Annotated in this window: 11 protein-coding genes and 1 tRNA gene; 9 read left to right on the plus strand and 3 right to left on the minus strand. The window is 68.5% G+C overall.

The window, feature by feature from the left end:
* Positions 1–155: 155 nt before the first annotated feature.
* The 6 genes from rpsA (at position 156) to O6P37_RS12830 (ending at position 7,036) form a co-directional block, all read left to right on the plus strand.
* Positions 156–1,601, plus strand: a complete 1,446-nt coding sequence (rpsA, locus tag O6P37_RS12805; protein ID WP_264015247.1) for a 30S ribosomal protein S1 — start codon at positions 156–158, stop codon at positions 1,599–1,601.
* A 136-nt stretch (positions 1,602–1,737) separates the two neighbouring features.
* On the plus strand, positions 1,738–2,916 hold the full coding sequence (coaE, locus tag O6P37_RS12810) for a dephospho-CoA kinase (protein WP_269894406.1): 1,179 nt from the start codon (positions 1,738–1,740) through the stop codon (positions 2,914–2,916).
* A gap of 259 nt (positions 2,917–3,175) precedes the next feature.
* Positions 3,176–4,480 carry a wax ester/triacylglycerol synthase family O-acyltransferase gene (locus O6P37_RS12815; RefSeq protein ID WP_269894407.1) on the plus strand — a complete coding sequence of 435 codons (1,305 nt, stop codon included), beginning with the start codon at positions 3,176–3,178 and terminating at the stop codon, positions 4,478–4,480.
* On the plus strand, positions 4,477–5,472 hold the full coding sequence (locus O6P37_RS12820; RefSeq protein ID WP_269894408.1) for an ATP-binding cassette domain-containing protein: 996 nt from the start codon (positions 4,477–4,479) through the stop codon (positions 5,470–5,472). The genes O6P37_RS12815 and O6P37_RS12820 overlap by 4 nt, the downstream gene beginning before the upstream one ends.
* Positions 5,473–5,480: 8 nt before the next feature.
* On the plus strand, positions 5,481–6,275 hold the full coding sequence (locus O6P37_RS12825) for an ABC transporter permease (RefSeq protein WP_269894409.1): 795 nt from the start codon (positions 5,481–5,483) through the stop codon (positions 6,273–6,275).
* On the plus strand, positions 6,272–7,036 hold the full coding sequence (locus O6P37_RS12830; protein WP_269894410.1) for an ABC transporter permease: 765 nt from the start codon (positions 6,272–6,274) through the stop codon (positions 7,034–7,036). The genes O6P37_RS12825 and O6P37_RS12830 overlap by 4 nt, the downstream gene beginning before the upstream one ends.
* A gap of 70 nt (positions 7,037–7,106) precedes the next feature.
* Here the strand turns inward: O6P37_RS12830 and O6P37_RS12835 are convergent, their stop codons facing one another.
* Together O6P37_RS12835 and O6P37_RS12840 are read right to left on the minus strand one after the other, a co-directional pair.
* Positions 7,107–7,643, minus strand: coding sequence for a hypothetical protein (locus O6P37_RS12835; RefSeq protein WP_269894411.1), 537 nt, complete (start codon positions 7,641–7,643; stop codon positions 7,107–7,109).
* 12 nt (positions 7,644–7,655) lie between these two features.
* Entirely contained in the window at positions 7,656–8,159 is a 504-nt protein-coding gene (locus O6P37_RS12840) for a DUF402 domain-containing protein (RefSeq protein ID WP_269894496.1), read from the minus strand.
* Between the two features lie 71 nt (positions 8,160–8,230).
* On the opposite strand from O6P37_RS12840, the gene uvrB reads away from it, so the two are divergent.
* Complete coding sequence (gene uvrB / locus O6P37_RS12845; RefSeq protein ID WP_264013429.1) at positions 8,231–10,390, plus strand: excinuclease ABC subunit UvrB; 2,160 nt, start codon at positions 8,231–8,233, stop codon at positions 10,388–10,390.
* 51 nt (positions 10,391–10,441) lie between these two features.
* The gene (locus O6P37_RS12850) at positions 10,442–11,830 is read left to right on the plus strand and encodes an MFS transporter (RefSeq protein ID WP_269894412.1); all 1,389 of its coding nucleotides are present in this window, start codon (positions 10,442–10,444) and stop codon (positions 11,828–11,830) included.
* Here the strand turns inward: O6P37_RS12850 and O6P37_RS12855 are convergent.
* A complete protein-coding gene (locus O6P37_RS12855) occupies positions 11,827–12,564 on the minus strand; it encodes an MgtC/SapB family protein (RefSeq protein WP_269894413.1) in 738 nt (245 codons plus the stop codon). The two genes, O6P37_RS12850 and O6P37_RS12855, sit on opposite strands and share 4 nt — an antisense overlap.
* Before the next feature lie 113 nt (positions 12,565–12,677).
* On the opposite strand from O6P37_RS12855, the gene O6P37_RS12860 reads away from it, so the two are divergent.
* A tRNA-Cys gene (locus tag O6P37_RS12860) sits at positions 12,678–12,748 on the plus strand.
* Positions 12,749–12,765: the final 17 nt, after the last annotated feature.

Genomic DNA, 12,765 nt, shown 5'->3' on the forward strand with positions numbered 1-12,765 from the left:
GATGTTCCAGTGAACGGCCGCAGGCTAGACCCGGGTTTGTCCTGCGTGCGCCTAGTCGAGTAGCCTCGATAGGCACCTGTGTGCACTATCGCGGGTGCAGCACGTCCTCAACTCACAGTCCCTACTACCTAAGCTGTCCGGAGCAACCCAACAATATGCCAAGTCCCGTCGCCACCTCGCCGCAAGTAGCCGTCAACGATATCGGCTCGGCCGAGGATTTTCTCGCCGCCATCGACAAGACCATCAAATACTTCAACGATGGCGACATCGTCGAAGGGACGATCGTCAAGGTCGATCGCGACGAAGTCTTGCTCGACATCGGGTACAAGACCGAAGGTGTCATTCCTTCCCGCGAACTCTCCATCAAGCACGACGTCGACCCCAATGAGGTTGTGTCCGTCGGCGATGAGGTGGAGGCCCTGGTCCTCACCAAGGAGGACAAAGAAGGCCGCCTGATCCTGTCCAAGAAGCGCGCTCAGTACGAGCGCGCCTGGGGCACGATAGAGGAGCTCAAGGAGAAGGACGAGGCCGTCAAGGGCACCGTCATCGAGGTCGTCAAGGGCGGCCTGATCCTCGACATCGGTCTGCGCGGCTTCCTGCCCGCATCGCTGGTGGAGATGCGTCGCGTCCGCGATCTGCAGCCGTACATCGGCAAGGAGATCGAGGCCAAGATCATCGAGCTCGACAAGAACCGCAACAACGTGGTGCTGTCCCGCCGCGCGTGGCTCGAGCAGACGCAGTCCGAGGTCCGCAGCGAGTTCCTCAACCAGCTGCAGAAGGGCGCCATCCGCAAGGGTGTCGTGTCGTCGATCGTCAACTTCGGCGCGTTCGTCGATCTCGGCGGCGTCGACGGCCTGGTGCACGTCTCCGAGCTGTCCTGGAAGCACATCGACCACCCGTCCGAGGTCGTCACGGTGGGCGACGAGGTCACCGTCGAGGTGCTCGACGTCGACATGGACCGCGAGCGGGTTTCGCTGTCGCTCAAGGCCACTCAGGAAGATCCGTGGCGCCACTTCGCCCGTACCCACGCGATCGGTCAGATCGTGCCGGGCAAGGTCACCAAGCTGGTGCCGTTCGGTGCGTTCGTCCGCGTCGAGGAGGGCATCGAGGGCCTGGTGCACATCTCCGAGCTGTCCGAGCGTCACGTCGAGGTCCCGGATCAGGTGGTCCAGGTCGGCGACGACGCGATGGTCAAGGTCATCGACATCGACCTGGAGCGTCGCCGGATCTCGTTGAGCCTCAAGCAGGCCAACGAGGACTACACCGACGAGTTCGACCCGTCGAAGTACGGCATGGCCGACAGCTACGACGACCAGGGCAACTACATCTTCCCCGAGGGCTTCGACTCCGAGACCAACGAATGGCTCGAGGGTTTCGAGAAGCAGCGTGAGGAGTGGGAGTCCCGCTACGCCGAGGCGGAGCGCAGGCACAAGATGCACACCGCGCAGATGGAGAAGTTCGCCGCTGCCGAGGCCGAGGAGGCCGCACGGCCCGCATCGGCCAACGGTTCGTCGCGTTCCGAGGGTGAGTCGGCCGGCGGATCGCTCGCCAGCGACGCCCAGCTCGCGGCGCTTCGGGAGAAGCTCGCAGGCAATGCCTGATCCAGCTGCCTGATCTGACAGACCTGTCAGAACGGCTGACGCCCCGGCTCATTCGAGCCGGGGCGTCGGTCGTCTCCGGGGCTGGATTGCTCCGGTCGCTTCGCTTGAGTTCGCGGGGTCCTGACAGACTGTCCCCGTGCTGCGAATCGGACTGACCGGCGGAATCGGTGCGGGAAAGTCGACGGTGTCGTCGACGTTCGACGAACTGGGCGGGATCGTCGTCGACGGCGACGTGATCGCGCGTGAGGTGGTCGAGCCAGGAACCGAGGGCCTGGCCGCGCTGGTCGAGGCGTTCGGCGACGGCATCCTGCGGCCCGACGGTGCGCTCGACCGCCCGGCACTTGCGGCGGTCGCCTTCAGCGACGACGAGAAGCGCAAGACCCTCAACGGGATCGTGCACCCGCTGGTCGGCAGACGACGCGAGGAACTCATCGCCGCCGCCCCCGCCGATGCGGTGATCGTCGAGGACATCCCGCTGCTCGTCGAGTCGCAGATGGCGCCGATGTTCCCGCTGGTGATCATCGTGCACGCCGACGAGGACCTGCGGGTGGCCCGGCTGATCGAACACCGCGGATTCACCGAGGCCGACGCGCGGGCGAGGATCGCCGCCCAGGCGACGGAGGAACAGCGCCGCGCCGTCGCCGATGTATGGCTGGACAACTCCGGCACCGCCGACGACCTCGTCGCCCGCGCGCGGGACCTGTGGCACAACCGGATCGTCCCGTTCGCGGCCAATGTCGACGCCGGACGCTGCGCGGCGGCGCAGCCTCTACTGGTCCCCGCCGACCCGGGCTGGCCGGACCAGGCGGGTCGCATCCTGGCCCGGTTGGCCACCGCCTGCGGGCACCGCGCCGTGCGCATCGACCACATCGGCTCGACGGCGGTACCCGGCCTGGACGCCAAGGACGTCATCGACATGCAGGTGACCGTCCCATCGTTGGACGTCGCCGACGAGTTGCGCGACGCACTGTCGGCGGCGGGCTATCCGCGGATCGCCGCCATCTCCGAGGACACCCCGCACACCGACGATGCGTCCCTGTGGCAGAAGCGGGTTCACGCATCCGCCGACCCCGGCCGGCCGACCAATGTGCACCTGCGTGTCGACGGCCGGCCCAACCAGCGGTTCGCGCTGCTGTTCCGGGACTGGCTGCGGGCCGACGAGTCGGCGCGCGACGAGTACCTCGCACTCAAACGCCGGGTGGTGGCCGCGGCGCCGGCGAACACCGCGGACTACGCGGACGCCAAGGAGCCGTGGTTCGCCGACGCCTACCGGCGTGCCTGCGCGTGGGCCGACGACACGGCCTGGCGGCCCTAGCGCGAGCGGCCATGACGGCGCGTCCCCTGGGCGCCGTTGACGCCCGGGCTAATTTGCCTGTTCACTGCGCGGCTAAGAGCTGTCCTGCGTAGCATCGCGGTGGGCGCTTGAGTCAGCAGGTGACACCGGATGCCGGCACATCGTGCCGCCACAGCTGGGTTCCTTGGTTCCGACTCGAGGCGCCCATCTGTGTCTCTGCGTGAATTCGCTTGAAGGGGAAACTATCTTGCCGCAGTTCGCCACGCCGGAAGCGGCAGTCATGCTCAAGTTGGAGACGTCTCGGCATCCGATGCACATCGCCTCGCTGCAGATCTTCGAGCCGCCGGCCGACGCCGGCGACGACTTCGCCGAGCAAATTTTCGCGAAGATGCGGGCTTGCACCGATGTGGCAACGGTCTTCACCGGTCACCCGCGGCAGACGCGTCGCGGCACCTCTGCGGTGCGGTGGTCCCATGACACGGAGATCGACCTCGACGACCACCTCGAGATGGTCTGGCTGGCCGCCCCGGGCGGGGACAGTGAGTTCTTCCGCGTGCTGTCCGGGCTGCACAGTGGCCTGCTCGATCGCACCCGCCCGCTGTGGAGGGCGACGGTCATCGGCGGCCTGGAGGGCGGGCGGTTCGCCGTGTACACCAAGACGCACCACGCGCTGCTCGACGGTGTGTCCGGAATGCGCATGCTGCGCGAGTCGCTGAGCACGGACCCCGATGACCGGGAGGTGCGGGCGTCCTGGGCCAGGCAGCCGGCGAGTCAGGCGGCACCGGCCGCGCGGCCCGCGCCGCGGAGCGGGGCGAGCAGGGCCGCCGACACCGCCAGGGCGGCCCGGCGGTCGGCGTCGGCGATCCGGGCGGCGCTGCGGGAGCGCGAGCTGTTCCCGGTGTTCCGCGCGCCACGGACGATGTTCAACGCGCCCGCCGGCGGCGACCGCAGTGTGGCCGTGCGGTCGTGGCCGATGGCCCGGATCACCGACGTGGCGAAGGCGGTGGGCGTCAGCCCGAACGACGTGTCGGTCGCGATGATCTCCGGTGCCCTCCGCGAGTACCTCATCGAATGCGACGCGCTGCCGGACACCCCGATGCTCGGCATGCTGCCCGTCAGCATGCGGACCGGGACAGAGGCCAACGAACGCAACATCTTCGGCAGCGCGGTGTGCAATCTCGGCACGCACCTCGAGGATCCCGCGCAGCGACTGCGAGTCATCAACCGGTCGATGGACTACAACAAGCGGTTCATCAGGTCGCTGCCCCAGCAGGTCGCGATCCACCTGGCCGGCCTGATCTGCGCCCCGGTCGGAAGTGGCCGCATCCCGCCGGTGTTCAACGTGTCCATCTCCCAGGTGCCTGCGCCGCGGGAGGCGCTGTACCGCGGGGGAGCGCGACTTCTCGCCACGTACGCCCTGGCTCCGACGCTGAGCGGCCAGGCGCTGAACTTCGGCCTCATCAGCGACGGTGAGAACGTCACGTTCTCCGTGGTCGGCAACACCGCGACGGTGCCCGGTCTCGAGCGGTTCCTCGACCTCTTCGAGACGGCTCTGAAGGATCTCGAACGCGCGGCCGGTCTGTGACCACCGCTTCCGCCGAGACCGGCGAACCACCGGTCGCGGTCGAGGGAGTGGGCAAGTCGTTCGGTGATGTCACGGCACTGCGGGACATCACCTTTCACATCGACCGGGGCGAGGTGGTGGGACTGCTCGGACCGAACGGCGCGGGCAAGTCCACGTTGGTGGACATCCTGTCCACCCTCACCGGGCCCGACACCGGCCGCGCCCTCGTCGCGGGATTCGACGTCGCCATCCAGCCTGCCGAGGTGCGCAAGAAGATCATGCTGACCGGCCAGCAGGTGGCGGTGGACACCATGCTCACCGGCCGGCAGAACCTGGTGATGTTCGCTCGCCTGCAGGGACTCCGCAAGGCCGCGGCACGGATTCGCGCCGACGAACTGCTCGCCGAGTTCGAGTTGACCGGGGCCGCCGACCGCCGGGTGTCGACCTACTCCGGCGGGATGCGGCGCCGCATCGACATCGCGTGCGGACTGGTGGTCCGCCCCGACGTGGTGTTCCTCGACGAACCGACGACCGGGCTCGACCCACGCAGCAGGCAGGGAGTATGGAACATGGTGCGACGCTTCACGAGCGAAGGCATCACGACGTTGCTCACCACCCAGTACCTGGAGGAGGCCGACGCGCTGTGTGACCGCATCGTCCTCATCGACCGCGGAGTGGTGATCGCCGAAGGCACCCCGCAGACGCTCAAGGAGCGCACCGGCGCGAGTTTTTGCGAGGTCGTGCCGAGAGATCCGGCCGACGTGGCGACGGTGGCCGCGTTGATGCAACGCCTGCTGCCTTCGCATCCTGGCGACGTGGTGGTCGCGGCGGAGCAGGACCGGGTGATCATGCCGTCGCCGGAGGGGGCGACCACACTGCTGCGTGTGCTCACCGAGCTGGCGGCACACGGTGTCGAGGTCGCCGACGTGGTCCTGCGCAGGCCCTCACTCGACGATGTCTTCATGTCCCTCACCGGGGATGGGGCGACTCCGGTCGTCGACGCGCTGTCGTGAATGCTGCTGTGGCGCGGCCTGATCCGTCGGGCCTGCAGCAGTGGTGGGTGCTCACCTTGCGCGTCGTCGTCCCCACCTTTCGCAACGGCGAATTGGCCATCGCGGTCGCACTGTCCGCGGTGTTCACCGTCAGCTTCTACATCCCGCTGCGGGAGGTGATGAGTGGGTTCGTGCCGGGGAACGGCGGTTACGCGCAGTACCTGATGCCGCTCATCGCCGTGCAGGCGGTGTTCTTCGCGGCGATGTCGGCTGCCATCCGCTCAGCCACCGATTCCGTGCAGGGCGTCGAGCGACGCTTCCGCAGCCTGCCGGTGTCACCGTTCGTCCCACTGGCTGCCCGCATGACCGCGAACGGATATCGGTGCGCGGTCGCCCTCGCAGTGGCCGTCCTCTGCGGCTACGTGATCGGGTTCCGCTTCTACGGCAACGGCTTCCACACCGCGGCGTTCTGCATGCTGGTGATCGCGATCGGTGTGAGTGTGTCTCTGGTCGGTGACGTGATCGGCGTGGCCATTCGCAGGCCGGAGGCGACACCGCACCTGCTGCTGGTGCCGCAGCTGATACTCGGATACCTGTCGGTGGGCATCCAGCCCGCCGAGCAGTTCCCCCGCTGGATCCAGCCGTTCGTTCGCCACCAGCCCGTTTCCGTGTTCGTCGAGGCGCTACGGGCACTGGCCGGGAACGCCGGCACCGCACCGGGCGGGGTGGCTACGGCGGTCGCGGCCGCCTGCGGCTGGGTGGTCGTTCTCTCGGTGGCCGCCCTGGTGTGGCACCGGAGGCTGACGGCGAGGAATCCTCGATGAGGCGGATCGCCGTAGAGACATGGGTGCAGTGGCACCGGCTGCTGATCGCGTGGCGACACGACCCGCGCACCGTCATCGAGGCGTTGCTGTTGCCGGTGATGTTCCTGCTGGCAGTCGACCTCGTGTTCGGACGGGCGGTGACCGCCGTCTCCGGCCACGACGCGCTTTACGGCACCGTGCCGATGACGGCTCTCGTCGGCGCGGTCTTCGGATCCTCGGCCGCCGGTATCGCGCTGATGCGGGAACGCGACGAGGGTCTGCTCGCGCGGATGTGGGTGCTGCCGATCAGCCGGTCGTCGGCCCTGGTGGCCCGCTTCGCCGCCGAGGCCGCACGCATCCTGTTGAGCGTGGCGGTGGTGCTCGTCGCCGGGGTCGCGCTGGGTTTCCGCTTCACGCAGGGTGTCTGGGTGCTGCCGCTGTACGTGTGCATACCGGTGGTGTTCGGACTGGGCTTCTCGGTGCTGGTCGTCACCGTTGCCGTGCGGCTGAGCAATGTCGTGGTCGCCGAGGCGACCGGACTCGGCATCGCACTGCTGGTGTTCTTCTCGACCGGGTTCGTCCCTCTCACGCAGTACCCGGCGTGGTTACAGCCCGTGGTGCAGTACCAGCCGATGAGTTGTGCGATCGATGCGATGAAGGGCCTCGCCCTCGGCGGTCCGGTCGCCGCGCCGGCGTTGGGCGTGCTGGTGTGGTCGGTCGGGACAGCGGCGGTGTGCGCGGCGCCGATGGTGACCGGCTACCGCCACGCGAGCACGCGATGAGATAGCGCCGTGTCAGGCGGCTTTGGCGATGGCGATGCCGGAGGACATCCGGGCGAAGGGTTCCCGCCGGTCAGGCCGGCGGTGCCGGCGCGTCCGCGGGCGGCGCGGCAGCCGGGTCGACCGGCGCGGGCAGCGCCTCAGCGGTCACCGGGGCCTGGCAGGACAGCGAACCGAAGTCCGGGTCGTCGCGGTTGGGGATCAGTCGCGGGGCGACGAAGTCGTCCGCCTGGGCCACCAACTGGTCGTCGACCAGGATCTCGCAGTGCAGGTTCGCCGAGTACGGCCACTTGACCTGCACCTTCATCGTGGCGACGCCGGAAGCGGGCAGCACGGTGTTGATGTCGACGACCCGACCGGGAACCATCGTCGGATTCGCCGTCTGGGTCTGGTCACCCTCGGCGGCGTAGGTGATCGTCGCCCCGCGGGACACCCCGTCGACACGGGCCCGGTAGATGATGTTGTGCAGCACCTGGGTACCCGTGGGCGGCGCTTCCACCTGCGGTTGCCCCTCGGGATCGGCCGGCGCGAGAGCCGGAGTCAGCTGCGCGCCCGCGAACAGCGCGGCCGTTGCGGCGGCCACCACCCATCCGCGCCTGACGAAACTCATGAGCCGACCTTACTACTCGCGCCACGTCACGGCCACGCCGTTGTCCGCCAGCCAGCTGTGCAGGTCATAGCCGTGCCGGGTCAGCCCTTCGACCGTGTCGATCATCGTCCGCACCGCGCGCTCAGCAACTTCCGGTGTGATCAGGCCGTCGCAGACCGCGGCCAGCAGTTCGTCGACGTCGTGCACGTCGACCCCGCGGCCGGTGCGCACCGCCAGGTCCAGATAGTGGTCCTCGGACCGCCAGACGTCGGGCCCGGCGGTGTATCGGCCGACGTCGAGATAGTGATCCTGGTCGCGCTCGTGGCCGGGATTGAAGTGGAACACGGTGGCACGCAGATTCAGGGCAGGCAGCAGCCAGGACTCGAGGTAGTGGAACTGCGCGCGGCCGGGCGTCGGGCGCGCGACGTACAGCCCCCATGGCTTCACCGTGTAGACGTCGACCGCCCGCACGATGCCCTTGGGGTCGGTGTTCGTGCGGGCGCGCAGGTCGAATGTCTCGGTCTTCGGCGGATGGATGGCGTCAGGATAAGGCGTTCCGACGGCCACGGGGAATGAACTTGTCGTACCTCGCGCTTACCCTGGTGAACATGGCTTTCGCTACCGAACACCCCGTACTCGCGCACTCCGAGTACCGCCCTGTCGAGGCGATGGTGCGCACCGGTGACCGGTTCGAGGTGGTCAGCCCCTACGACCCCGCGGGCGACCAGCCGGCGGCGATCGAGGAACTCGAGCGCCGCGTCAGGGCGGGGGAGCGTGACATCGTCCTGCTGGGCGCCACCGGCACCGGCAAGTCGGCCACCACCGCCTGGCTCATCGAGCGGCTCCAACGTCCCACGCTGGTGATGGCGCCGAACAAGACACTGGCCGCACAGCTGGCCAACGAGTTGCGGGAGATGTTGCCGCACAACTCGGTCGAGTACTTCGTGTCGTACTACGACTACTACCAGCCCGAGGCGTACATCGCGCAGACCGACACCTACATCGAGAAGGACAGCTCGATCAACGACGACGTCGAGCGGCTGCGGCACTCGGCCACGTCGAGCCTGCTGTCCCGGCGCGACGTCGTCGTGGTCGCGTCGGTGTCCTGCATCTACGGCCTGGGCACGCCGCAGTCCTACATGGACCGGTCGGTGGAGTTGCAGGTCGGGCACGAGGTACAGCGCGACGCGTTGCTGCGCCTGCTCGTCGACGTGCAGTACACCCGCAACGACATGTCCTTCACCCGCGGCTCGTTCCGGGTGCGCGGCGACACCGTCGAGATCATCCCCTCCTACGAGGAGCTGGCGGTGCGCATCGAGTTCTTCGGCGACGAGATCGAGGCGCTGTACTACCTGCATCCGCTGACCGGCGACGTGGTCCGCAAGGTCGACTCGCTGCGCATCTTCCCCGCCACCCACTACGTGGCGGGGCCTGAGCGGATGGCCCAGGCCATCTCCAGCATCGAGAAGGAGCTCGAGGAACGGTTGGCCGAACTGGAGGGGCAGGGCAAGCTGCTCGAGGCGCAGCGGCTGCGGATGCGGACGAATTACGACCTCGAGATGATGAAGCAGGTCGGGTTCTGCTCGGGCATCGAGAACTACTCGCGGCACATCGACGGTCGTGGGCCGGGCACCGCACCCGCCACGCTGATCGACTACTTCCCCGAGGACTTCCTGCTCGTCATCGACGAGTCGCACGTGACGGTGCCGCAGATCGGCGGCATGTACGAGGGCGACATGTCGCGCAAGCGCAATCTCGTCGACTTCGGCTTCCGCCTGCCGTCGGCCGTCGACAACCGCCCCCTGACGTGGGAGGAGTTCGCCGACCGCATCGGCCAGACGGTGTATCTGTCGGCCACGCCGGGTCCCTACGAGCTCAGTCAGGCGGGCGGCGAGTTCGTCGAGCAGGTCATCCGGCCGACCGGGCTGGTCGACCCACAGGTGATCGTCAAACCGACGAAGGGCCAGATCGACGACCTCATCGGCGAGATCCGCAAGCGCACCGAGCGTGACGAGCGCGTGCTGGTCACCACGCTGACCAAGAAGATGTCCGAGGACCTCACCGACTACCTCCTCGAACTGGGCATCCGGGTCCGCTACCTGCACTCCGAGGTCGACACGCTGCGGCGGGTCGAGCTGCTGCGGCAGTTGCGGCTCGGCGAGTACGACGTGCTGGTGGGCATCAACCTGCTGCGCGAGGGCCTCGACCTGCCGGAGGTGTCGCTCGTCGCGATCCTCGACGCCGACAAGGAGGGCTTCCTGCGTTCGCCTCGCAGCCTGATCCAGACGATCGGCCGCGCGGCGCGCAACGTGTCCGGCGAGGTGCACATGTACGCCGACACCATGACCGACTCGATGAAGCAGGCCATCGACGAGACAGAACGGCGCCGGGCCAAGCAGATCGCCTACAACACCGAGCACGGCATCGATCCGCAGCCTCTGCGCAAGAAGATCGCCGACATCCTCGATCAGGTGTACCGCGAGGCCGATGACAGCGAGACCGTCGAAGTCGGCGGGTCCGGCCGCAACGCGTCGAGGGGCCGCCGTGCGCAGGGCGAGCCGGGCCGGGCGGTCAGCGCGGGCATCGTGGAGGGTCGCGACACCTCCAACATGCCGCGGGCCGAACTCGCCGACCTGATCAAGGACCTGACCGAGCAGATGATGACGGCGGCACGGGACCTGCAGTTCGAGCTGGCCGCCCGGATCCGCGACGAGATCCACGACCTGAAGAAGGAACTGCGCGGCATGGACGCAGCGGGCCTGAAGTGACCGGCCGCCGGGCTTGACCTCAACGGTGGTTGAGCTCCTAGCGTGGCGGACGTGAATGACGTGACCACCGTCCCGGCCGGCACTTGGCGCGCGCTTCTGGGCCGCGAACGGCTCGGCACTGCAACGCTTCTCGCGGGCGGCGTAGGGCTGTACGCGACGAACGAGTTCCTCACCATCAGCCTGTTGCCCAGCACCGTCGCCGACATCGGCGGGCAGCGCTTCTACGCCTGGGTGGTTGCGGTGTACCTGGTGGGTTCGGTGGTCGCGGCCACGGCGGTCAACCCGCTGCTGCTGCGATTCGGACCGCGGGCGTCGTATCTGGTCACCCTGCCCCTCTTCGCGCTGGGCACTGTGGGCTGCGCGCTCGCCCCGTCGATGGAGTTGCTGCTCGTCGCCCGCACCTTGCAGGGCGCGGCGGGTGGCGTGCTGGCCGGTCTGGGCTACGCGGTGATCAACGCCGCGCTGCCGAGCTGGCTGTGGACACGGGCGTCGGCGCTGGTGTCCGCCATGTGGGGTGTCAGCGTGATCATCGGTCCGTCGATGGGTGGCCTGTTCGCCCAATTCGGGCTCTGGCGTTGGGCCTTCGGTTCATTGGCGATCCTGGCCGTGGCGATGATGGTGCTCGTGCCGATCGCGCTACCCGACACCGGCGAGAAGTCGCCGTCCGTGCGCACCGGTGTTCCGCTGGGGTCGCTGCTGCTGCTCGGCGCGGCGGCGCTGGCCATCAGCGTCGCCGGAGTACAGCACCACCCCGCGGCGACTGCGGGCATGCTCGCCGCCGGCGTCCTGCTGATCGCCGCATTCCTGTTCGTCGACCGCCGCGCCAAGGCCCGGGTGCTGCCCCGCGCGGCGTTCCGACCCGGACCGCTCAAGTGGATGTACCTGACGATCGGCATCCTGATGGCCGCCACGATGGCCGACATGTACGTGCCGCTGTTCGGTCAGCGGCTCGCCGGCATGGCGCCGGTCGTGGCGGGATTCCTCGGCGCGGTGCTGGCGATCGGCTGGACCACCTCGGAGATCATGAGCGCATCGGCCGACGGACGGCGGGCCGCCCGGCTGGTCGCCGTTGCGCCGTTGCTGATGACCGTCGGGCTCGCGGTGACGGCACTCACGGTCGACGACGATCCGCGCTGGCCGGTGATCGCGGTGTGGGCGGTCGGCCTGTTCGTCGCCGGTGTGGGGGTCGGGGTGGCGTGGCCGCATCTGTCCGCCTGGATCATGGGGGTGGACGATGATCCCGTCGAGAGCGGTGCCGCCGCAGCGGCCATCAACACTGTGCAGCTGGTCTCGGGTGCCATCGGCGCCGGGCTGGCCGGCGTGGTGGTGAACATGGCCGACGGCGGCGACGTCGCCGCGGCCCGATGGCTGTTCGCCGTGTTCGCCGCCCTTGCCGCGGTCGGACTGCTCGCCTCCTATCGCGCGAGCCGCGATTCCTAGTCGGGGTCGTCCTCGAGTTGGCGGATCGAGGTGACACCGTCGATCGAGGCGAGCACGGTCGGCGCGTAGAGGATGCCGTTGCCGGACAACGTCAACAGCACACCGGCACTGTGCGCGGGCGCTCCGAGCGGCTCACCGCCGGTGTCGGAGGCGAGCTCGGAGAGCTGCCACCCGCGCCGGTCGCACGCGGCCAGCACCTCGCGCATGACACTGCGGCCCTCCGCATACGTCAGGTGCAGGCGGATCGAACCGCTGAGCCGGGCCGCGAGGCGGCGCGTCAGGGGCATGAACCCGAGCACGATCAGGAAGTGCATGGCCGTGACTGTGCAGGCGAGAAGCAGGAGGCCTGCGCCGGCAGCCATGCCGATCGCAGCCGACTCCCACACCGCAGCCGCGGTGGTCAGGCCGTGCACCGAGCCGCGGCGGAAGATGATGATGCCGGCCCCGAGAAATCCGATGCCCGAGACGATCTGAGCCGCGACCCGCGACGGGTCCACCTCGACCGTGCCGGGCACCACGACATCGAGGAACCCGTACTTGCTCACCAACAGGATCAGCGCCGCGGCGGTCCCGACGATGGTCTGGGTGCGCAGCCCCGCGCTCTTACCCTGGATCTCGCGTTCCACGCCGATGAGTGCGGTCAGGCCGAACGCGACGAACAGTTCCACGATTTGGCGGGGGCCCTGACCAGGACCGCCGAAGAACGGGTCACCGGCCGCCAGCCACGCCTCCATGCCGACCAAATTAGCTGCACCCGCAGTCGGGCCGGGTGCGCCGCGCCGACCGCCGATCACGGTGATCGAAACCCTGGCGCAGCGGTGCGGCGGCTGACATGGTGGAGACCATCGCGGGTGTGGCTGAGTGGCTAGGCACCGGCCTGCAAAGCCGTTTACACGGGTTCGAATCCCGTCATCCGCTCCGAGTGAAGCGCAGCT

The sequence above is a fragment of the Mycobacterium hippophais genome (assembly GCF_027529605.1).
Taxonomy (GTDB): domain Bacteria; phylum Actinomycetota; class Actinomycetes; order Mycobacteriales; family Mycobacteriaceae; genus Mycobacterium; species Mycobacterium arseniciresistens.

Excerpts from the sequence above, each read along its gene's own strand:
- rpsA (WP_264015247.1), top strand. The coding sequence starts at position 156 with ATGCCAAGTCCCGTCGCCACCTCGCCGCAAGTAGCCGTCAACGATATC.
- O6P37_RS12815 (WP_269894407.1), top strand. The coding sequence starts at position 3,176 with ATGCTCAAGTTGGAGACGTCTCGGCATCCGATGCACATCGCCTCGCTG.
- O6P37_RS12830 (WP_269894410.1), top strand. The coding sequence starts at position 6,272 with ATGAGGCGGATCGCCGTAGAGACATGGGTGCAGTGGCACCGGCTGCTG.
- O6P37_RS12835 (WP_269894411.1), bottom strand. The coding sequence starts at position 7,643 with ATGAGTTTCGTCAGGCGCGGATGGGTGGTGGCCGCCGCAACGGCCGCG.
- uvrB (WP_264013429.1), top strand. The coding sequence starts at position 8,231 with ATGGCTTTCGCTACCGAACACCCCGTACTCGCGCACTCCGAGTACCGC.
- O6P37_RS12855 (WP_269894413.1), bottom strand. The coding sequence starts at position 12,564 with ATGGAGGCGTGGCTGGCGGCCGGTGACCCGTTCTTCGGCGGTCCTGGT.